We start from the raw sequence: 20872 nt of genomic DNA, 5'->3' as shown, positions 1-20872 counted from the left end.
GGACTGCTCACCGCCACGGCCCCCGCCGCGCACGCCGCCTCCGGAGCCTCCCTGCCCTTCACCTCCGTCGAGGCGGAGTCCGCGACCACCACCGGCACGAAGATCGGCCCCGACCCGAACCGCAATCTCGCCAAGGGCCGCCCGGCCACCGCCACCGGCTCGCAGGACGTCTACACGCCCGGCAAGGCGGTCGACGGGGACGCGAACAGTTACTGGGAGTCGGCCAACAACGCGTTCCCGCAGTCCTGGACGCTCGACCTCGGCTCGAGCCAGGCCGTCCGCCGGCTGGTGCTGAAACTGCCGCCCTCGTCCGCCTGGGGCGCACGCACGCAGACCGTCACCGTGCTGGGCAGCACCGACGGTTCGACCTACTCGACCGTCGTCGGCTCCACCGGCTACCGCTTCGACCCGGCGACCGGCAACACGGCCACCGTCTCCCTGCCCGGCGACACCGGCCTGCGCTATCTGCGCCTGTCCGTCAGCGCCAACACCGGTTGGCCCGCGGGGCAGTTCAGCGAGGTGGAGGCGTATCCGACTTCGTGACCGCGTCCTGCGGGACCCCGCGCTTCGCCGCCTGGATCTGCTCGTACACATGGGTCCGCAGCTCGGCGAAGCGCGGGGCCACCCGCGTGTGCAACTGGTCCCGCTGGTCGGGCAGATCGACCTTCAGCTGCTCCTGCACCACGGTGGGGGAGGCCGACAGGACGATCACCCGCTCGCCGAGGTACACGGCCTCGTCGATGTCATGGGTGACGAACAGGATCGTGATGCCGCGCTCCCGCCACAGCCCCCGCACGAGATCCTCCAGGTCCGCGCGGGTCTGCGCGTCGACCGCCGCGAACGGCTCGTCCATCAGCAGGACATCGGGCTCGTAGGCGAGCGCACGGGCGATGGCCACGCGCTGCTGCATACCTCCGGACAGCTGCCAGGGGTAGGCGCCGGCGGCGTCCGAGAGGCCGACCGATCGCAGGGCGTCCGCGACGAGTTCCTTGCGCCTCGCCTTGGTCAAGTTCTTCTGTTTCAGGGGGAGTTCGACGTTCTCGCCGACCCGCATCCAGGGGAAGAGACTGCGCCCGTACTCCTGGAACACGAACGCCATCCCGGGCGGCGGGCCGCTCACCGGCTTGCCCGCGAGCAGCACTTGGCCGGCGGTGGGCGCGAGCAGCCCGCCCATGCATTTCAGCAGGGTCGTCTTGCCGCAGCCCGACGGGCCCACGAGACAGACGAGTTCGCCCGCGTCCACCGTGAAGGTGAGGTCGCGCACCGCCTCCACGCGACGGCCTGCCCCCTCGTAGACCTTCTTGAGGCCGGATACGTCAAGAAGCGCGTGCATGGACCGCCCTTTCACGAGGTTCACGGGGACCGCCGGGTGGACGCGCGCAGGCCGTGGTACCAGGCGAGCACCCGCCGTTCGACCAGCTGGAAGACGACGGAGAGCAGGAAGCCGAGCAGACCGAGGACGAGGATGCCGGTCCACATGTCAGGGATCGCGAAGCTGCGCTGGAACTGGACGACGGTGAAGCCGATGCCGTTGCTGGCGGCGAACATCTCGCTGATGACCATCAGGATGATGCCGAGGGACAGCGCCTGGCGCAGCCCTGCGAAGATCTGCGGGCTCGCCGAGCGCAGGACCAGGCCGCGCAGGCGTGCCAGGCCGGTGATGCCGTAGGAGCGGGCCGTCTCCAGCATCACCGAGTCGACGCCGCGCACGCCCTCCACCGTGTTGAGCAGGATCGGCCAGACGCAGCCGCTGGCGATCACGACGATCTTCATCGTGTCGCCGATGCCCGCGAACAGCATGATGACCGGGATCAGTACGGGCGGTGGCACCGCACGCAGGAACTCCAGGACCGGTTCGCAGACCGCGCGGACCCGCCGGTAGGAGCCGATGAGCGTGCCGAGCGCGATGCCGACGACGGCGGCGGTCGCGTAGCCCGCCAGGAGGCGCAGGATGCTCGGCAGTGCGTCCGTGCGCAGCCGGTCGGCCGTCCAGACGTCCGGGAAGGTCTTGAGGATCGTGCGCAGGGGAGGCCAGAACGGGTCCGTGCTGCCGGACGACGCGGCCCACCACACGGCGACCAGCACCACGGGCAGCGCGAGGACGAAGAACAGCCGGAGCAGCCAGCGCACGATCACACCGCCACCTCCCCGCGCACCGACTGGTGCCAGGCCAGTGCCCGCCGCTCCACGCTGCGCGCGCCCACGTTGATGAGCAGCCCCAGCAGCCCGGTGACCACGATCAGCGCATACATCTCCGGCACGGCCTGCGAGGTCTGCGCGATGGCGATCTCCTGGCCCAACCCCGGTGCGCCGATGACGAGTTCGGCGGTGATCGCGAGGATCAGCGCCACCGCGGCGGCCAGACGTACGCCGGTCATCACGTACGGCAGCGCGGTCGGCCACAGCACATGCCGGACCCGCGCCCAGGTGCCGAGACCGTACGACCGCGCCGTCTCCTCGGCGACCGGGTCCACGTCCTGGACGCCGTACAGGGTCTGGATCAGTACCTGCCAGAACGAGGCGTACACGACGAGCAGCAGCACCGACTTCAGCTCCGTCCCGTACAGCAGCACGGCCAGCGGGATCAGCGCGACCGACGGGATCGGGCGCAGGAACTCGATCGTCGAGGCCGTCGCCTCGCGCAGGTACGGGACGATCGAGAGGAGCACCCCGACGACCACGCCCGCGCCGACCGCGATCGCGAGGCCGATCGCCCAGCCGGTCAGGGTGTCGCCGAGTGCCGACCAGAAACCGCCGTCGGTGACCTCGTCCCACAGTGCCGAGGCGATACGGCTGGTCGGTGGGAAGTAGGCCTCCTTGACGAGGCCGAGCCGCGGCACCGCCTCGCCCAGGGCGAGGAAGACCGCGAGCCCGGCCGCACCGAGGGCGGCGTTCGATCCCCTCACGGAAGCAGCTTGTCCAGGTCGGGGGCCGTCTTGAAGAGGCCTTCCTGCCGGCTCAGCTTCTCCAGCGCCTCGATCGAGGAACGGTTCGCCTCCGCGGGCCACTTCGGCAGAGTCAGCGCGGCCAGCACGTTCGCCGGGGTCTTGGTGTACGTGCTGACGATCTGGCGGACCTCGTCCGGGTGGGTGTCGGCGTAGGCGAGGGACTCGGCCATGGCCTCCTGGAACTTCTTCACGATGGCCGGGTTCTTCTGCGCGTACGCGTTCGAGGTGAAGTACATGGCGACGGTGAGGTTCGGGGCCACCTCGACCATGGGGGAGGCGATCTCGACGGCGCCCTGGAGCTTCATGGTGGTGAGCGCCGGTTCGACCGCCATCGCCGCGTCGATCTGGCCCGAGTCCAGCGCGGCCGGCATCTGGTCGAAGGCCAGCTCGACGAGCTTCACCTTGTCCGGGTCGCCGCCCGCCCTGCGCACCGAGTCGCGCACCACGGTCTCGTTGATGTTCTTGAGCGTGTTGACGGCGACCTTCTTGCCCTCCAGCTGCTTCGGCGACTTGATGGTGCTGCCCTTCTTCACCACCAGCCCGCCGAAGTCCTTGCCCTTGACGCCCGTCGATGCGACGCCGTTGGCGATGGCCTTGATGGGCACGTTGTTGGACTGGGCGACCATCAGCGAGGTCATGTTGGAGAACCCGAACTGGAACTGACCGCTCGTCACACCCGGCACGATGGCCGCGCCGCCCTGCGCGAGGGTCATGGACAACTTCAGGCCGCGCTTGCTGAAGAAGCCCTCTTTCTGGCCGAGATACAGGGGCGCGACATCGACGATGGGGATGATCCCCACCTTGACGGTGGTCGTACCGCCGGACGAAGTGCCGCCCGCAGACGACGAGTTGGAGTCGTCCGACGAGCCACAGGCCGTCGCGACGAGCAGGAAGGCGCCGGCGGTGAGACCGGCGAACAGACGGCGCATGGCTCCTCCTGTGCTCAGAACGGTGCAGAGAACGGTGCAGCGGTGTTCCGACAGGTTGTGCGCAAGGCGCACAGTAGTGCGCGGACTCGCTCAGCGGGAAGGTAGAAGCCGCAACGGGTCCGGTCAATGGGTTCGCCGACAACATTGTTGACACTTTTGGAGGTGGCAATGCCAGCGGGAGCCCGTGCACCACACTTCGTGAGGTCCTTCGAGCGTGGCCTCGCCGTCATCCGCTCCTTCGACGCCGAGCATCCCGCCCGCACCCTGAGCGAGGTCGCCGACACCTGCGGCCTGACCCGCGCCGCCGCCCGCCGCCTGCTGCTGACCCTCGTCGACCTCGGATACGTCCATCAGGACGGACGGCTCTTCCGCCTCACCCCGCGGGTGCTGGAGCTCGGCTACTCCTACCTCTCCAGCGTCACCCTGCCGCAGATCGCCGAACCTCATCTGGATCAACTCGTCGCGCAGGTGAGGGAGTCGTCGTCGCTGTGCGTCCTCGACGGGGACGACGTCGTCTACGTGGCGCGGGTGCCGACCCGCCGCATCATGTCCGCGACGATCACCGTGGGCACCCGCTTCCCGGCCCATCTGACGTCCGTGGGACGGGTGTTGATGGCTCAGCTCCCGGACGAGGAGATCGACGAACGGCTCGCCCGCACACAACTGCACCCCCTGACGGACAGCACCATCGTGTCGGCGCGGGCTCTTCGGGCCGAACTGCGCCGGGTGCGCCGTCAGGGGTACGCGATCGTCGACCAGGAGCTGGAGGAGGGGCTCCGGTCGATCGCCGCCCCGGTGCGGGACCGGGACGGCGAGGCGGTCGCGGCCGTCAACATCGCCGTGCCTGCGGGCCGCAACTCCGTCGAGTCGATCCGCCGGGACCTGCTGCCGCACCTGCTCGCGACGGTCGCCCGGATCGACGCCGACCTCGGAATCACAGGTCCAGCACGAGCTTCTTCCCGCGGCAGCGGGACACACAGATCATCATCGTCTCCCCGCTCTCCCGTTCCTCGGCGCTGAGCACCGAGTCCCGGTGGTCCGGCGTGCCGTCGAGGACGTCGGTCTCGCAGGTGCCGCAGGTGCCCTCGGTGCAGGAGAACAGCACCTCGACTCCCACAGAGCGCACGGCGTCCAGCACGGAGACGTCCGGGGCGACCGTGACGCTGCGGCCGCTCTGCGCCAGCTCGACCTCGAACTCGCTGTTCTCTCCGCCCACTTGGGCCTTCGGGGAGAACCGCTCGACCCGCAGCCGCTCGGCCGGGCAGCGCTCCTCGACCGCGTCGAGCAGCGGCCCGGGACCGCAGCAGTAGACCAGCGTGCCCTCGGGCAGGTCGTCCAGCACGGAGCCGAGGTCAAGGAGCCCGGTCTCGTCCTGCGGCGAGACGGTCACCCGGTCCCCGTACCGCCCCAACTCATCGGTGAACGCAATGGAGTTGCGCGTCCGACCGCCGTAGAGCAGCGTCCACTCGGCGCCCGCCGCTTCAGCCGCGGCCAGCATCGGCAGGATGGGCGTGATGCCGATCCCGCCCGCGACGAAGCGGTAGCGGGGCGCGGGCTCCAGCCGGAAGTGGTTGCGCGGTCCGCGCACCCGCACCTTGTCGCCCTGCCCCAACTGCTCGTGCACATGGGCGGATCCACCGCGCCCGTCCGGCTCCCGCAGCACGGCGATCCGCCACACCGAACGGTCCGCGGGATCGCCGCACAGCGAGTACTGCCGCTCCAGCTCCGGACCGAGCACGACGTCGACATGGGCGCCCGGCTCCCAGGCCGGCAGGTCCTCGCCGAGCGGGTGGCGCAGGGTGAGGGCGAGCACGCCGTCGGCCGCGAACTCCCGCTGATCGACGACGAGTTCGGCTTCGTACACGGTCATGAGCTGTTTCCTTGCGGCTCGTGTCCTCGAGGGTCGTGTCCTTGCGGCTGATGTCCTTCGGGGTGGCCGAGCATCCACTCCCACATCTCGATCGGGTCCTGGGCGGTGTGCTCGGCCCCGCAGTGGCAGGTGCCGTGCAGGGTGTCGGTGCCCGGCAGCCAGTCGATGCGGTAGATCTCGCCGGTGGGGCTGCTCACAGGACCTTCTCCACGGGCTTGTCGCCCTCCTCGACCAGCCGGGCGAGGATACGGCGGGCGGCCAGGCCGCCGGTGTCGATGTTGATGCTCAGCTCCTGGTACCCCGTCCGCTCCGTCCCGAGCGTCTTCTGCAGCAGGTTGAGCGCGTCGACGTCCTGCATGACGACGGTGTGGTTGTTGGCCCGCAGGAACTCGGTGACCTCGTCGTCCTCGGTCGCCCAGTCGCGCGAGACCATCCAGAAGTCGTACACATGGCCGTCGGAGGACGGCGTGATCGCGTATGTGATCTCGGTGTGGAAGCCGTTCGGATCGCTGCCGTCGGCCTCCGGCAGTACGCCCACCGGGGCGATCCGGCTGTGCAGCAGGTACAGGCAGGGTGCGTGGTACTCGATGTCCTGCCAGCGCGTGATCCGGCCCTCGATGCCGGTCGACCTGGCGTAGAACGGCGGGCATTCGGCGTCGTCCATGTGCCGGCTGACCCGCACGATGCCCGCACCCTCGTCGACCTCGGTGGTGATCGGCGTCTCGGCGACCTCGGGGGTGCCGATGTAGCCGCCGTGCAGATACGTCTCGTGGGAGAGGTCGAGGAGGTTGTCGACGAGCAGGCCGTAGTCCGCGTCGATGGGCTCCATGCCGCGGACGGTGGTCCAGCCGGGGGCGTCGAGGTGCCGGGCCCGCGGGATGGTCTGCGGGTCCGCGAGGCCCGGGTCGCCGATCCACACCCAGACCAGGGCGTCCTGCTCGACCACGGGGTAGGAGGCGACCCGGGCGGTACGCGGTATGCGCTTCTGCCCCGGCACGTACACGCAGGTACCCGTCGTGTCGTACGTGAACCCGTGGTAGCCGCACACGATCCTGTCACCGTCGAGCCGGCTCGGACTCTCGTGCAGGGGGAACCGGCGGTGCACACAGCGGTCGGCCAGCGCGACCGGGGTGCCCTCCTCCTCGGTCCGGTAGAAGACGAGGGGCTCACCCAGGATCGTCCGGCCGAGCAGCTCCTCGCGCCCGACCTCGTGGCTGTAGGCGGCGACGTACCACTGGTTCCTGGCGAAGGCGGTCGTGTGAGGCATGGCGTTCCCGTCCCTGAGAGCGGGGCGTCCTCGCCCCGCGTGCCGTGGTTGCACTCAGATTCGTGACGGTGGCCACAGCCCGGCAAGGCCGCTTCCGTCAGGCGGAAGGGATCGGCGATTCCTCGGACATGTCCTCGGCGTCGCAGCTCCCCGTGCGCCGTCTCCGGCAGCCGCAGATACACCAACGAGGAGAGCAGACACAGCGGCCACGTACCAGGAGAACAGCCCCGAGTGCCCCAACTCCTCGAACAGCGTGCCCACATACGGCGCCGTGCCCCCGAAGAGCGCCACCGTCCGCAAGGTTGAGCACCGCCCACCGAGGCGGCGAGCAGCTGCCGTACGGGCCGTTTCATCGGCGGGGGTGCCGAGCGCGTGTCCGTCAGGATCGCGACCCTCCCCGGCGGGTGGCCGCGGCACACCTCACGACCGTCGCGGCACACCTCTCGTACCGACGACTTTCACACAGACGCCACCGGGCCCTTCCCTGACGTTTGTTGCTCTTGGAACACTCGCACCGCGCGCATTCCGTCACGATCCGGCCATCCGCACCAGGATGAGAGGCACCCACCCATGCCCGAAGTCAATCGCCGCCGATTCCTGCAACTCGCGGGCGCGACCACCGCCTTCACCGCACTGTCCAACAGCATCCAGCGCGCCGCCGCGCTGCCCGCGAACCACCGCTCGGAGTCGATCGAGGACGTCGAGCACATCGTCGTCCTGATGCAGGAGAACCGGTCCTTCGACCACTACTTCGGTTCGCTCAGAGGCGTCCGGGGCTTCGGCGACCCGCGCCCGGTCGTGACCCGGCAGGACGGCAAGCCGGTCTGGTACCAGTCCGACGGCACGAAGGACATCCTCCCCTTCCACCCGGACGCGGACGACCTGGGCCTGGCGTTCATCCAGGACCTCCCGCACGGCTGGAACGACGGACATGCCGCCTTCAACGGGGGCAAGTACGACAAGTGGGTGCCCTCCAAGGGCTCCACGACCATGGCGTACCTGAACCGCGACGACATCCCGTTCCACTACGCGCTCGCCGACTCCTTCACCATCTGCGACGCGTACCACTGTTCGTTCATCGGCTCGACCGACCCGAACCGCTACTACATGTGGACCGGCTACACCGGCAACGACGGTCAGGGCGGCGGTCCGGTCCTCGGCAACGACGAGGCGGGCTACGGCTGGACGACCTACCCCGAGCGCCTGGAGAAGGCCGGGGTCTCCTGGAAGATCTACCAGGACGTCGGCGACGGCCTCGACGCCAACGGCTCCTGGGGCTGGATCCAGGACGCCTACCGCGGCAACTACGGCGACAACTCGCTGCTCTACTTCAACCAGTACCGCAACGCCCAGGCCGGCGACCCGCTCTACGACAAGGCCCGCACCGGCACCGACGCCCGCAAGGGCGAGGGCTTCTTCGACCAGCTGAAGGCCGACGTCAAGGGCGGCAAGCTGCCGCAGATCTCCTGGATCGTCGCCCCCGAGGCCTTCACCGAGCACCCCAACTGGCCCGCCAACTACGGCGCCTGGTACGTCGCACAGGTCCTCGACGCGCTCACCTCCGACCCGAAGGTGTGGGCGAAGACGGCCCTGTTCATCACGTACGACGAGAACGACGGCTTCTTCGACCACCTGGTCCCGCCGTTCGCGCCGGGCTCCGACGCGCAGGGCAAGTCGACGGTGGACGTCGGCCCCGACCTGTTCAAGGGCAACAGCACCAACCCCGCCGGCGCCTACGGGCTCGGCCAGCGCGTGCCGATGATCGTCGTCTCGCCCTGGAGCAAGGGCGGTTACGTCTGCTCGGAGACGATGGACCACACCTCGATCATCCGGTTCATGGAGCGCCGCTTCGGCGTGCACGAGCCGAACATCTCGCCCTGGCGACGCGCCATCTGCGGCGACCTGACGTCGGCCTTCGACTTCTCCCGCAAGGACACCAGGCCGGTCGCCCTGCCGGACACCGACGGCTACCAGCCGCCGGACAAGGACCGCCACCCCGACTACAGGCCGACCCCGCCCGCCAACCCGGTCCTGCCCAGGCAGGAGCGCGGCCTGCGCCCGGCGCGTCCCCTCAAGTACGCCCCGTACGTGGACGGTTCGGCGGACACCGGCACCGGGAAGTTCACGCTCACCTTCGCCTCGGGCGCGAAGGCGGGCGCAGCCTTCCTGGTGACCTCCGGCAACCGCACCGACGGCCCGTGGAGTTACACCACCGAGGCCGGCAAGACCGTCTCGGACGCCTGGAACTCGGCGTACTCGAACGGCTCGTACGATCTGACCGTGCACGGCCCGAACGGCTTCCTGCGCGTCTTCAAGGGCCCGAACAAGACCGCCGGGCCCGAGGTCACCGCCCGTCACACCGGCGACGACGTCGAGCTGACCTTCACCAACAAAGGCTCCGGCGCGGTGCGTCTGAAGCTGGCGGGTGGCTACGGGTGCCGGCCGCAGACGTTCACGGTCCGGCCCGGCGCCACCGTCCGGCACACCGTCGACCTCGCGGCGAGCCGCCGCTGGTACGACCTCACCGTCACGTCCGACGCGGACCCGGCGTTCCTTCGCCGATTCGCCGGACATGTCGAGAACGGACGTCCCGGCGTGAGCGACCCGGCGATCATTACGACGTGAACCGACGGGTAAGGACTGATGAATACCGCATCGTGGGGGGTGGCCAGGTGAGGGTGGGCCCGGGGTAGTGTGCCCCGGTGACCACGCATTCGAACACTCCTGCAGGCTGGTACCCGGATCCGCACGGAGCGCCCCAGACCCTCCGGTACTGGGACGGCGCCCAGTGGACCCAGCACACCAACACGGACCAGCAGCAGGCGCAGGCCGCTCAACAGCAGGTGCCACAGCAGCAGGTACCTCAGCAGCACGCACCTCAGCAGCAGGCACCTCAGCACCACGTACCTCAGCAGCAGGTGCAGCAACAGCACGTGCCGCAGCAGGCCGCGGGTCCCGACTCGCGGGTGCAGCGTCAGGTGCAGCAGCAGGCCGGGGTCGCCGGGGGCGGCCCCGGCGGCGGCAGCCTGTTCACCGAGCCGGTCCTGGTGGTCAACCAGAAGGCCAAGCTGATCGAGGTGACCAACGAGTACAAGGTCATGGATCAGAACGGCAACCAGATCGGCTCGGTCACCGAGGTCGGGCAGAGCGCGCTGAAGAAGGTGCTGCGCTTCGTCTCCAGCCTCGACCAGTTCATGACCCACCGGCTGGAGATCCGTGACGCCCACGGTCAGCCGCAGTTGTTGCTGACCCGGCCCGCGAAGTTCATGAAGTCCAAGGTGGTCGTGTCGCGTCCGGACGGTTCGCCGGTCGGCGAGATCGTCCAGCAGAACATGATCGGGAAGATCAACTTCGCGATGAACGTGGACGGCCAGAAGGTCGGCGCGATCAAGGCGGAGAACTGGCGGGCCTGGAACTTCGCCATCGTGGACCACGCGGACAACGAGGTCGCCCGGATCACCAAGACCTGGGAAGGCCTCGCCAAGACGATGTTCACGACCGCGGACAACTATGTCCTGCAGATCCACTACCAGCTGCCCGAGCCGCTGCTGAGCCTCGTCGTCGCCACCGCCCTGACCGTCGACACGGCGCTCAAGCAGGACTCGCGCGGCCTCGGCTGACAGCGCGGAGGCCCGAGCCTCACAGCGCTGAACCTCACAGCGTTGAACCTCAGAGCGCTGAGCCGCCCACAGCGCCGAGCGTCACAGTGCTGTGAGGTGCCCCGGCCCCGGCTGCCGGGGCAGCAGAGCCGGTTCGGTCACCGGGGTTTCCAGCAACGCCGTCCCGGGCTCCAGCGCCAGTACGGCCGCCACCGGGTGCTCGTCGTCCACGAGGGCGACATCGGGCGTCACCCGGCTCAGCAGCACCACGCCCCAGGACGCCAGCCCCGCTCCGGCGAGCGCGAGCAGCACGCCTGCCGCGCCGCCCTGCAGGCGCTCGCCGAGCAGGGCGAGCCCGATCGCCGCGGCGGCCACCGGATTCGCCAGCGTCACCATGGCGAGGGGTGCGCCGAGGCCGCCCCGGTATGCCGTCTGCGACAGCAGCAGTCCGCCCGTCGCGAAGGCGGCGACCAGCAGTGCCACCCCGATCACCTGCCAGCTCAGCAGCGGTCCCGAGCGGTCCGTCGCGGCCACCGTCACCGTCTGTGTGAGCGCCGAGGCGACACCGGAGGCGAAGCCGGACGCGGTCGCGTGCCGCAGCCCGGGCCGGGCACCGGGCCGCGCCAGCATGCCGATCAGCGTGGCGGTCACGCCCGCGACCGCCAGTGCCTCGGGCGCGCTCAGCACCGCCTCGGGCGCGTGCCCGGACGCCGTCACGAGGATCGCGGACAGGCCGAGCAGCGTGAGCGCGGTGCCCCGCCACTCCACGGCGCTGACCTTCCGCCCGGCGATCCGCGCCCCCATCGGCACCGCCGCGACCAGGGTGAGCGCACCGAGCGGCTGCACCACGGTCAGCGGACCGTACTTGAGGGCCACGACGTGCAGCAGCGCGGCGGACGCGTTCAGCAGGACCGACCCCCACCAGGCACCCGCCCTCAGCATGCTCGCCAGGCCCGAGCCGGGGTTGCGGGAGGCCAGCCGCTCCTGGGCGACGGCCGCGGCCGCGTAGGCGACGGCGGAGAAGAGGGACAGGACGACGGCGAGGACGGTGGCGTTCATCGGCCCGCTCCGACCAGCACGTGCTCCTCGGCCGGCGCTTCGGCCGGTACGAGCCTGTCGGTGCCGCGTCCGGCGGTCGTCGCCGTCCGGTGCGGCCGGTGGATCAGCGCGAGGGCGACACCGAGCATGGCGGTCGCGACGATCGCGTCGAGCCAGTAGTGGTTCGCCGTCCCCACGATGACCAGCAGCGTCACCAGGGGATGCAGCAGCCACAGCCAGCGCCAGCGGGAACGGGTCGCCGCGATCAGACCGATCGCGACCATCAGGGCCCAGCCGAAGTGCAGGGACGGCATCGCCGCGAACTGGTTCGAGAGATGGTCCGAGGACGGCGGGCCGTACACCGAAGGCCCGTACACGTGCGCGGTGTCGACGAGACCCGTGGCGGCCAGCATGCGCGGCGGCGCCAGCGGGAGCACGAAGGGCAGGACCAGAGCCGCGGAGGTGACCGTGGCGAGGACCCGGCGGGCCCACACGTAGTGCGCCGGACGCCGCAGGTACAGCCAGATCAGGAAGCCCGCGGTGGCGGGGAAGTGGACGGTCGCGTAGTAGGTGTTCGCGAAGTGCACCGCTGTGTCGCTGTGCAGCAGCAGGGACTGCACCGAGCCCTCGCCGGGCAGATGGAGCGTCCGTTCCAGGTCCCACACCCTGTGCGCGTTGCGCAGGGCCTCGCCGGTGTGGCCCGTCGCCAGCTGTCGGCCGAATTTGTAGACGAGGAAGAGCCCTGCGACGAGCAGGAGTTCACGGACGACCGGAGGCCGCGCTATCGCGTCGGTCTCTCCCTCTGCAGGCTCGGTGCGGGCATTCATCCCCCGGCCCCTTCGCTGACGTGGTGCTGTGCTGGTACGTGGTGAGACTCGGACTGGGGCCCGAACTCATCGGTACGCGTCCGTCCCGAAACGAAGGCGTTCCGATACGCCACTGTACCGATACGTGGGCGTTCCGGTACAGTGGCGTATCGATTGAGGTACGACACACTGGATCCGGGGAATAAACAGCGGATAAAGCCCGACCGGGAGTGAGGGAGAAGAGCAGATGACGTCGCAGGCCGCGGACGGACCGGAGACGGTCGCCGCTTCGAGCCGCTCCAAACTCACGCGCGAGCGTGAACAGGAGTTCTTCGACGCCGTGCTCGAGCAGATCCGCGAATGCGGATACGAGTCCGTGACCATGGAGGGGGTCGCCGCCAGTACGCGCTGCAGCAAGTCGACGCTGTACCGGCAGTGGAAGACCAAGCCCCAGTTCGTGGTGGCCGCCCTGCGCTCCCGCCGTCAGTCCCGCTTCGGCGGCATCGACACCGGATCCCTCGCGGACGACCTGCGCGAGGCCGCGCGGGCGGTGGGCCGCTGGTCCACGAACGACACCAAGCTGCTGCAGGCCCTGGGGCACGCCGTCACCCAGGACGTGGATCTCGCCAAGGCGCTGCGGGAGGCGCTGGTCGACCCGGAGATCGCCGCACTGAGGGAGATCCTCAAGCGTGGCGTCGAGCGCGGCGAGATCGTCGCCGACCATCCGGCGCTGGAGTACATCCCGGCGCAGATGTTCGGCGTCGTGCGCGCCCGGCCCGTCGTGGACGGCGAGTACGCGGACCCCGACTACCTGGTCCGCTTCGTGGAGGCCGCCGTGCTGCCGGCACTCGGCCTCACCTGAGAACCAGGCCGCCGTCCATGGGATGACTGGACGGTGACCTGATCGCGCCGCACCGTGGGGACGGGGGCGGCGCGCACCCCCCGGCCGGGTGGGACTCCCCTTGAGCGGAGGGGAGCCCCGCCCGGCCGACTGCTGTCCGGGGGCGGTTCGAAAGCCCGGGTCTCAGACCTTCTGGCCGTTGCCGCTGCCGGTCGACACCTTGATGCCCTTGGTGATTGTGTCGATGACCGACTGCTTCTCGCCCACGTCGACGCCGAAGCGCACCACGACGATCTGTGAGGACTCCGCAGGGGACGGGAAGGCGAGCGACTCGACATAGCCGTCGGAGCCCTTGCTGGTGACCGCCTTCCAGCGGACCAGGTAGCCCTTCTGCCCGGCGACGGTCACCGCCTTGGACTCGAGCACGTCGTGCGAGGTGATCGAGCCGTAGGTCTTGCCGCCGTAGGACTCCTCGGCGTTCGCCTTGATGTCGGCCTTGGCGACCGCCTCGGCCGTGTCGCCCGCGGTCTTGAGAACCGCGGCCAGTGTCGAGGAGGCGCCGCCCTTCGTGCAGACCTGGGAGGTCTCGCCGGGGCATTTGTAGGAGTCGTTGGACGTGATCTGCGCGCCCGCCGCGTACTCCTGGCCGTACCAGTCGTCCGGGATCGGGATGCTGATCCCGGACAGCGCGTCCGTCACCGACCCGCTCTCGATCTTCGGTGCCTCGGACTGACCGGGAGCGGGCGACTCGGTCCCTCCCGAGCCACCGGAACCGCCGGAACCGCCGGAGCCACCGGAACCTCCCGATCCGCCGAACGGCCCGCCCTGACCGCCCGTGGAACCGCCCTGTCCGCCGGAACCACCCTGGCCACCACTGCCGCCTGGCCCCTGCTGCGAGTTGGCGTTGCCGCCGCCCGAGCTGTCGTTGCCCGCGAGCGCGTAGACACCCACACCGATGCTCGCGAGGACGACCACGGCCACCCCGACGGCGATGCCCGTGCGCAGACCGCGCCGCGGCGCGGCCGGCGGCTGGGCGGGGAACGCCGGATAGGTGGGGTAGACGGACGGATCCGCCGGATAGGCGGAATGCGCCGGGTAGGCGGAATGCGCCGGGTAGGCGGAATGCGCCGGATCGGCCCCGGCAGTCGGCGCCTGCGCCGGGGGACCCCCTACGGCGGCCGACCCCGCGGGGCGGGTCCGGTCCGTCCATGCCTTGCCGTCCCACCAGCGCTCGGTGGCGGGACCCTCACTTGTCTGCCCGGGGTCGGGATACCACCCGGGAGGAGTCACCTGCGTCATGCCCCCACCGTATGAGGCCTCGGTGAAAGAGGGATGAGAGGATCCCGGCTTCAGGCCACCACCAGCCGTTTCGGCGGCTGAGCGCCCGGCGGCGGCAGCCGCAGCCCGTCCCGGCCGGGTGTGATCGATCCGAGCACACTCCCATGTCGTGCCCCCGTGCTCGCGGGCTCCGTGCCCGCCAGACCGTGCATGGTCAGGACCCCGAGCACGGCGAAGGCGTACGCCTCCTTCGCGTCCGACGCCAGCCCCAGTTCGTCGGAGGTGCGCACCGCCGTCCCCGGCAGCCGCCGGCCCAGCATCTCCATGAGCACCGGGTTCAGAGTCCCGCCCCCGGAGACGATCACCTCGGTGGCGCCCACTGCGAGCACGGCATCCGCGACCGTCCGGGCCGTGAGCATCGTCAGCGTGGCGACCACGTCCTCGGCCCTGAGCGTCCCGAACCCGGCCAGCGCGTCCCGCAGATAGCCGAGGTGGAACAGCTCCTTGCCCGTCGTCTTGGGCGCGGGCAGCGCGTAGTACGGCTCATCGAGCAGCCGGCGCAGCAGTGGCTCGTGCACGCTGCCGCGAGCGGCCAGCGCGCCGTCGACGTCGTACGCCATGGTCCCGCCGCTGAACCCCCGCGCCGCCGCGTCGATCAGCGCGCACGCGGGCCCGGTGTCGAAGGCCGTGCCGTCGGGGGCCGTCAGGTTGGCGATGCCGCCGAGGTTGAGGGCGACGGGGGTGCCCGGGCGGCCGCGCAGCCACAGCAGGTCGACCAGGCTCACCAGGGGCGCGCCCTGCCCGCCGGCGGCGATGTCGCGCGGCCGGAAGTCGGCGACCACCGGCAGCCCGGTCGCCTCGGCGATCCAGGCGGGCTGCCCCAGCTGCAGCGTGCCGTGCACCTTGCCGCCGTCCGTCCAGTGGTAGACGGTCTGCCCGTGCGAGGCGACCAACTCCGCGCTCCCGTCGCACAGTTCACGGTCCGCCCGCACGGCCGCCGCCGCGAAGGCCCGCCCGATCTCCGTGTCAAGGCGGCACACCTCTGCCAACGACGTGGCGCCCGGCGGCAGCGCGGCCGCGAGCGCGTCCCGCAGCTCCTCGTCGTACGCCTGGCTCACCATCCCCAGCGGCTCCAGTACGAGGCTGTCGCCGGCGAGGCTCAGGTCGGCCGCCGCCGCGTCGATGGCGTCGTACGAGGTGCCCGACATCAGGCCGATGACCCGCATCCGATCAACTCGCTTTCCGTTTCGGTGCCTTGAGCAGGGCGAGGACGCTCACCGCGCACGTCGCCGCCGCGTAGTACCCAGGGATGTCGACGTTCCCCGTGTGCTTGACGGTTTCCGTGATGATGAGCCCGGCACAGCCCGAGAACAGGGCATTCGACAGGGCGTAGGCGAGTCCCAGGCCCGTGTAGCGCACGTTCGCCGGGAACAGCTCCGAGAGCATGGCCGGTCCCGGCCCCGCCATCAGGCCCACCACCGCCCCCGCGACGAACACCGCCGCGCCCTTCACGATGGTCGAAGTGCCCGTGTCCTGGAGGAGGTCGAGCAGGGGCAGCGCGAGCAGAGCCACGAGAAGTGCTCCCGTCAGCATCACCGCCCGCCGCCCGACCCGGTCGCTCAGCAGGCCCGCCGGGACGATCGTCACCGCGAAGCCCAGATTGGCCAACACGGTCGCGATCAGCGCCTGTTGGAAGCTCGCGTCCAGCGTGCTCTGCAGATACGAGGGCAGGACGACCAGGAAGGTGTACCCGGCCGCCGCCCAGCCCATGATCCTTGCGGCGCCCAGCGCGATGGCCCCCGCGACCTCCCGTGGGGGCGGGCTCGCGGCCTCCGTCTCCCGCCGGAACTCCGGCGTCTCGTCCAGCCGCAGCCTCAGCCACAGCGCCGCCAGCCCCAGCGGCAACGTCAGCAGGAACGGCACCCGCCAGCCCCAGTCGCCCAGTTGATCCTCCGTCAGAAGAGAGGCCAGCGCAGCCGCCACCCCAGCACCGCCCAGCAGCCCCAGCGCCACCGTGAACGACTGCCACGACCCGTACAGCCCGCGCCGGCCCGGCGGTGCGAACTCCGTCATCACCGCCACCGCGCCACCGAACTCCCCACCCGCGGACAGTCCCTGAAGCACCCTCAGAAACGTGAGCAGCCACGGAGCCAGGGCCCCGACCGTGGCGTACGTCGGCAGCGCACCGATCAGCGTCGTCGCGACCGTCATCAGCACGATCACCAGGATCAGCACCGGACGGCGGCCGATCCGGTCGCCCAGCCGGCCGAACAGAGCCGCCCCCACGGGCCGGAAGAAGAACGCCAGCGCGAACGACGCGTACGTCTTCACCAGCGCCTCGGCCTCGCCGCCGCCCTCCGGGGTGAAGAAGCGTGCCGCGATGACGGTCGCGAAGTAGCCGTAGACCCCGAACTCGTACCACTCGACGAAGTTGCCGACCGAACCCGCTACCAGTGCCCTCACCCGGGCCCGTACATCAGAGGAGTCCCGCGTGCCCCGGCATTGTCCGAAAAACAGCGTCATTTCAGCGCCTTTTGACTGTCGGTTACCTTCACACAGGCAGATCACAGGCTCCGTGCGTCGCCTGCTCGCATCCGCTGTCACCCATCACGGCAACAGGTACCCGGACCGGCCTCCACATCCGCAATCGGACGGCTACGCTCGAGATCTGTACGTCGTTCGGGCGACTTGGGGAGGTAGCGGGATGACGGAGGTCAGGCCCACGGAGGCCGCCTCGGCCTCCCTGTGGGAGCGCGACGAGGAACTCGCCGCCGTCGCACACGCGGTCGACACCCTGCGAGCCGACCGCTCCTCCTCGGGCAGCCTGCTGATGGTCCGGGGCGAGGCGGGGATCGGCAAGACCGCCCTGCTGGCCGAGACCCGCCGCATCGCCGAACGGCTCGGCTGCACGGTGTGGTCGGCCCGCGGCGGCGAGACGCTCAGGTCCGTCCCCTTCAACGTGGTACGCCAACTGCTGCAGCCCGCGCTGGTGTCACTGATGCCGGAGGAGGCCCGCGAGTACCTCGGCGACTGGTATGAGATCGCGGGCCCCGCCCTCGGCGTCACGGAGCCGAGCGAGCGCCAGGCCGACCCGCAGGGCGTGTGCGACGGCCTGGTCGCCGGGGTGCGCCGGCTGGCCCGCCGGGACTGGCCGCTGGTCCTGCTGATCGACGACGCGCACTGGGCCGACCAGGAGACGCTGCGCTGGCTCGCCGCGTTCGCCGAGCGGCTCGACGACCTGTCCGTCCTGGTCGTGGTGGCTCGTCGGCCCGGAGAGGTCAGTGGCGAGAGCGCCCGCCACCTCGAAGCGATCGCCGCGACCGCGGGCCGCCCCGACGCCACCCTGAGCGCCCTCACCCCGGCGGCCACCGCCGGCCTCACCCGCGCCACCCTGGGCGCGCACGCCGACGCCCCGTTCTGCCGCGAGGTCTGGGCCGTCACCGGCGGCAACCCGTACGAGACGGTGGAACTCCTCGCCAAGGTCCAGGAGAGCGAACTCGAACCGACCGAGGGCGCGGCCGCCGAACTGCGTGCCCTCAACCGCTCGGCCCGCGGCGGCGGACTCGTCGCCCGCCTCGAGGAACTCGGCATCGACGCCACCCGGTTCGCCTGGGCGGCCGCGATCCTCGGCACCGGCATCTCCGTCGGGCTGGTGGCCAAGCTCGCCAGCATGGACCACGACGACGCGGTGCGCTGCGCCGAACTGCTGCAGGGCGCCCGCATCCTCACCGAACCCGACCCGGCAAGCGCCCAAGTCGACGCCGGCGACCTGGAGTTCGTGCACCCGCTGATCGCCTCCGCCGTCTACAACTCCATCCCCGACGCCCTGTGCACGGCGATGCACGGCATCGCCGCCCAGGTCGTCACGGACTCCGGACTCGGCCCCGCCATGGCCTCCCGGCACCTCCTCCAGGTGCACCCGGACGACGACGAGGAACTCGTCGAGCAGTTGCGCGACGCCGCCCGCGAACACCTCGCCGTCGGCGCCCCCGACGCGGCCCGCCGCTGTCTCGAACGCGCCCTGCTGGAACCGCCGATCCCCGAGGTCCACGCGCGCGTGCTCTACGAACTCGGCTGCGCCACCCTCCTCACCGCGCCCGCCACCACCATCGACCACCTGCAGTCCGCGCTCGGCATGCCCGGCCTCGACGGCGACGAGCGCGTCGACGCCGTCGTCCGCCTCTCCCAGGCCCTCCTCCACAACGACCAGCTGGAGGAGGCCGTCCGCACGGTCGAGGCGGAGGCCGCCCGGCACGCGGAGGGCCCCGCCAAGATGCGGCTGCAGGCCGTGCAGTACATGTGGGAGGGCATCTACGCCGGCGAGGCGAACTCACCGGGACGCTCCGAACGCCTGTCCGACCTCGCCCGCACCTGCACCGGCCGCAACAACTCCGAGCGCGCCCTCCTCATGCTGCGCGGCTTCGACGCCCTGATCCAGGGTGAGAACGCCGAGGAGGTCGTCGAACTGTGCGACCGCGCCCTCGTCAACGGCCGGCTCGCACCGGGACTCGGCTGGACCGACACCGAGTGGGGCATCGAACTCCTGCTGATGCTCGCCAACTCCTATGCCTACAGCGACCGCCTCGACCGCGCCGAGAGCCTCTACAACGAGGCCTTGCGCACCTACGAGTCGGCCGGCTGGAGCGGCGGCCATCTCTCCCTCGCCCATGCCTACGTCGGCCTCGGACACCGCAGGCGCGGCCGGCTCAGGGAGGCGGAGGCCAGCCTGCGCGAGTCGCTGCGCATCGCCGAGCGCGTCGGCCGCGGCCTGCCCCTGTACTGGACCGCCACCTGCAACCTCGTGGACGTCCTGCTCGCCCGCGGTCACGTCGACGAGGCCCAGGCGATAGCCGAGCAGTACGGCTTCGCGCCGGCCTACCCGTCCACCATCGTGATGCCGGACCCGCGGTCCGTGCGCGGCCGGCTGCTGCTCGCCGTCGGCCGCACCAAGGACGGCATCAACGAACTGGAGGAGGCCGAGAAGGCGGCCGCCGCGCGCGGACATCACCATCCGATCGTCGTCCCCTGGGCCCTGGATCTCGCCCGGGCCCTCGCCACGGAGGATCCGGCCCGAGCGGCCCGGCTCGCCGGTGACGCCCGCCGGCAGGCCGAGCGGTTCGGTACGGACACCGCCATCGGTGAGGCGCTGCGGTGCGCTGCCGCGCTGGAGACCGGGCAGCGGGCCGTGCGGTTGGCCGCGCAGGCCGTGGCCTACCTCGAGGCGTCGCCCTGCCAGTACGAACATGCCGCGGCCCGCGTCGAGTACGGGATCGCCGCGCGGTCTGTTGCCGAGCTCAACCGGGGGTTGGCGCTTGCTCGTTCGTGTGGGGCGGACGGGTTGGTGGCGCAGGCGCGGGAGGTTTTGGAGACAGGGCGCGGACTTCGATGAGCGATCGGCCGGAAGCGCGGCTGCGGGTTGTGTGTGGCTGGTCGCGCCCACGCGGCGGAGCCGCACATCGACACAGCCCGCGCCCCCAAGGACCAAAAGCCGCTACAGCGCGAGCAGTTGGTCTGTGACCGCCGACAGTCGCTTCTGTACGTCGCGGTCGTACGTCGCCTCGTGTGCCCGTGACGGGCTCGTGCCGTCGAAGTAGCCGCCCGTGCCCAGGTCCTGGGTCGCCAGGGCCAGAACGCCCGGTGCTCCGTCGGCCACGGTGTTCCAGGGGGTGACCCCGCCCTCGCGCACCATCGCCGTGTCCATGAAGGTCGCCGGGTGCAGGACGTTCACCGCGACGCCGGTGCCCGCCAACTCCTCGGCCAGCGTGAACGTATGGGCCGCCAGGGCGAACTTGCTGCGGCAGTACGCCGCGAAGCCCGCGTACCCGCGCCGGAACTCGACGTCGTCGAAGTCGAGGGGCTCCTGGCCGACCGAACCCACGTTGACGATCCGGGACGGCGTGTTCGCGCGCAGTACCGGCAGCAGGGTGCGGGTCAGTGTCACGGGCGCCAAGTAGTTGACCGCGAGCCGCAGTTCGTGTCCGTCGGTGCTCAACTCGCGTCCCGTGTCGGGGGCGCCCGCTCCCACGCCCGCGTTGTTGATCAGTACGTCGAGGTCGGGGTGTGCGTCGGCCACGTGCGCGCCCAGTTCGCGTACCTGCGTCAGCGAGGCGAGATCGGCGACGAACCCCTCGGCGTCGCCCTCGGTGCGCAGTTCCTCGACCAGGGCCTGAGTGCGGCCCGGGTCGCGGCCGTGGGCGAGGACGGCGTGTCCGGAGCGGACCAGTTCGAAGGCGAGGTAGCGGCCGAGGCCGGAGGTGGCGCCGGTGATCAGAATCGTGGACATGTCTCCACCGTAG

Annotated in this window: 18 protein-coding genes and 2 pseudogenes; 6 read left to right on the top strand and 14 right to left on the bottom strand. The window is 70.6% G+C overall.

All coding sequences use genetic code 11. The features are described from left to right. Positions 1 to 108: 108 nt before the first annotated feature. Positions 109 to 543 (top strand): annotated as a pseudogene (locus OG303_RS10850) (discoidin domain-containing protein); the annotation flags it as partial. On the opposite strand, the gene OG303_RS10845 reads toward OG303_RS10850, so the two are convergent. From OG303_RS10845 to OG303_RS10830, 4 genes are read right to left on the bottom strand one after another with little or no spacing between them, the layout of a single operon-like run. Then, on the bottom strand, positions 512 to 1333 hold the full coding sequence (locus OG303_RS10845; RefSeq protein WP_405867275.1) for an ABC transporter ATP-binding protein: 822 nt from the start codon (positions 1331 to 1333) through the stop codon (positions 512 to 514). The pseudogene OG303_RS10850 and the gene OG303_RS10845 sit on opposite strands and share 32 nt — an antisense overlap. A gap of 20 nt (positions 1334 to 1353) precedes the next feature. Next, positions 1354 to 2133 carry an ABC transporter permease gene (locus OG303_RS10840; RefSeq protein ID WP_405877177.1) on the bottom strand — a complete coding sequence of 260 codons (780 nt, stop codon included), beginning with the start codon at positions 2131 to 2133 and terminating at the stop codon, positions 1354 to 1356. After that, positions 2133 to 2906 (bottom strand): ABC transporter permease, encoded by a 774-nt coding sequence (locus OG303_RS10835; protein ID WP_405867273.1) that lies wholly within the window; start codon positions 2904 to 2906, stop codon positions 2133 to 2135. Before OG303_RS10835 ends, OG303_RS10840 begins: the two co-directional genes overlap by 1 nt. Next, complete coding sequence (locus OG303_RS10830; protein WP_405867271.1) at positions 2903 to 3877, bottom strand: ABC transporter substrate-binding protein; 975 nt, start codon at positions 3875 to 3877, stop codon at positions 2903 to 2905. Before OG303_RS10830 ends, OG303_RS10835 begins: the two co-directional genes overlap by 4 nt. Positions 3878 to 4045: 168 nt before the next feature. Here OG303_RS10830 and OG303_RS10825 point away from each other — a divergent pair, with 168 nt between their 5' ends. Beyond that, complete coding sequence (locus OG303_RS10825) at positions 4046 to 4897, top strand: IclR family transcriptional regulator C-terminal domain-containing protein (protein ID WP_405867269.1); 852 nt, start codon at positions 4046 to 4048, stop codon at positions 4895 to 4897. On the opposite strand, the gene OG303_RS10820 is transcribed toward OG303_RS10825, so the two are convergent. From OG303_RS10820 to OG303_RS10805, 4 genes and pseudogenes are all read right to left on the bottom strand, one after another. After that, positions 4812 to 5747 (bottom strand): PDR/VanB family oxidoreductase, encoded by a 936-nt coding sequence (locus tag OG303_RS10820; RefSeq protein WP_405867267.1) that lies wholly within the window; start codon positions 5745 to 5747, stop codon positions 4812 to 4814. The two genes, OG303_RS10825 and OG303_RS10820, sit on opposite strands and share 86 nt — an antisense overlap. Next, positions 5744 to 5944, bottom strand: a complete 201-nt coding sequence (locus OG303_RS10815) for a hypothetical protein (RefSeq protein ID WP_405867266.1) — start codon at positions 5942 to 5944, stop codon at positions 5744 to 5746. Before OG303_RS10815 ends, OG303_RS10820 begins: the two co-directional genes overlap by 4 nt. Beyond that, positions 5941 to 7014: a Rieske 2Fe-2S domain-containing protein gene (locus OG303_RS10810; RefSeq protein WP_405867264.1), complete on the bottom strand. Its 1074-nt coding sequence runs from the start codon at positions 7012 to 7014 to the stop codon at positions 5941 to 5943. The genes OG303_RS10815 and OG303_RS10810 overlap by 4 nt, the downstream gene beginning before the upstream one ends. 137 nt (positions 7015 to 7151) lie before the next feature. Next, positions 7152 to 7308, bottom strand: a pseudogene (locus tag OG303_RS10805) (MFS transporter); the annotation flags it as partial. A gap of 276 nt (positions 7309 to 7584) precedes the next feature. Between OG303_RS10805 and OG303_RS10800 the strand changes: the two are divergent. Together OG303_RS10800 and OG303_RS10795 are read left to right on the top strand one after the other, a co-directional pair. Then, positions 7585 to 9639: a phosphocholine-specific phospholipase C gene (locus OG303_RS10800; RefSeq protein WP_405867262.1), complete on the top strand. Its 2055-nt coding sequence runs from the start codon at positions 7585 to 7587 to the stop codon at positions 9637 to 9639. A 77-nt stretch (positions 9640 to 9716) separates the two neighbouring features. Beyond that, entirely contained in the window at positions 9717 to 10634 is a 918-nt protein-coding gene (locus OG303_RS10795; RefSeq protein ID WP_405867260.1) for a phospholipid scramblase-related protein, read from the top strand. 81 nt (positions 10635 to 10715) lie between these two features. Here OG303_RS10795 and OG303_RS10790 read toward each other — a convergent pair whose 3' ends face one another. Further along, on the bottom strand, positions 10716 to 11672 hold the full coding sequence (locus OG303_RS10790; RefSeq protein WP_405867258.1) for a hypothetical protein: 957 nt from the start codon (positions 11670 to 11672) through the stop codon (positions 10716 to 10718). Beyond that, entirely contained in the window at positions 11669 to 12478 is an 810-nt protein-coding gene (locus OG303_RS10785) for a phosphatase PAP2 family protein (protein ID WP_405867256.1), read from the bottom strand. Before OG303_RS10785 ends, OG303_RS10790 begins: the two co-directional genes overlap by 4 nt. A gap of 226 nt (positions 12479 to 12704) precedes the next feature. Here OG303_RS10785 and OG303_RS10780 point away from each other — a divergent pair, with 226 nt between their 5' ends. After that, positions 12705 to 13319, top strand: a complete 615-nt coding sequence (locus tag OG303_RS10780; protein ID WP_405867255.1) for a TetR/AcrR family transcriptional regulator C-terminal ligand-binding domain-containing protein — start codon at positions 12705 to 12707, stop codon at positions 13317 to 13319. 162 nt (positions 13320 to 13481) lie between these two features. Here the strand turns inward: OG303_RS10780 and OG303_RS10775 are convergent, their stop codons facing one another. The 3 genes from OG303_RS10775 to OG303_RS10765 are packed head-to-tail and all read right to left on the bottom strand — an operon-like array spanning position 13482 to position 17099. After that, positions 13482 to 14597 carry a DUF2510 domain-containing protein gene (locus OG303_RS10775; protein ID WP_405867253.1) on the bottom strand — a complete coding sequence of 372 codons (1116 nt, stop codon included), beginning with the start codon at positions 14595 to 14597 and terminating at the stop codon, positions 13482 to 13484. 50 nt (positions 14598 to 14647) lie between these two features. Beyond that, positions 14648 to 15802 carry an anhydro-N-acetylmuramic acid kinase gene (locus OG303_RS10770; RefSeq protein WP_405867252.1) on the bottom strand — a complete coding sequence of 385 codons (1155 nt, stop codon included), beginning with the start codon at positions 15800 to 15802 and terminating at the stop codon, positions 14648 to 14650. 4 nt (positions 15803 to 15806) lie between these two features. Next, a complete protein-coding gene (locus tag OG303_RS10765) occupies positions 15807 to 17099 on the bottom strand; it encodes an MFS transporter (protein ID WP_405867250.1) in 1293 nt (430 codons plus the stop codon). A gap of 181 nt (positions 17100 to 17280) precedes the next feature. Here OG303_RS10765 and OG303_RS10760 point away from each other — a divergent pair, with 181 nt between their 5' ends. Further along, entirely contained in the window at positions 17281 to 19965 is a 2685-nt protein-coding gene (locus OG303_RS10760; RefSeq protein WP_405867248.1) for an ATP-binding protein, read from the top strand. A gap of 102 nt (positions 19966 to 20067) precedes the next feature. On the opposite strand, the gene OG303_RS10755 is transcribed toward OG303_RS10760, so the two are convergent. Continuing rightward, positions 20068 to 20859 (bottom strand): SDR family NAD(P)-dependent oxidoreductase, encoded by a 792-nt coding sequence (locus OG303_RS10755; RefSeq protein ID WP_405867246.1) that lies wholly within the window; start codon positions 20857 to 20859, stop codon positions 20068 to 20070. Positions 20860 to 20872: the final 13 nt, after the last annotated feature.

The sequence above is a fragment of the Streptomyces sp. NBC_00005 genome, from assembly GCF_045160215.1.
Classification (GTDB): Bacteria; Actinomycetota; Actinomycetes; order Streptomycetales; family Streptomycetaceae; genus Streptomyces.
The sequence above is the reverse complement of the archived record's forward strand: the minus strand, read 5'-3'. Positions and strand labels throughout refer to the sequence as shown.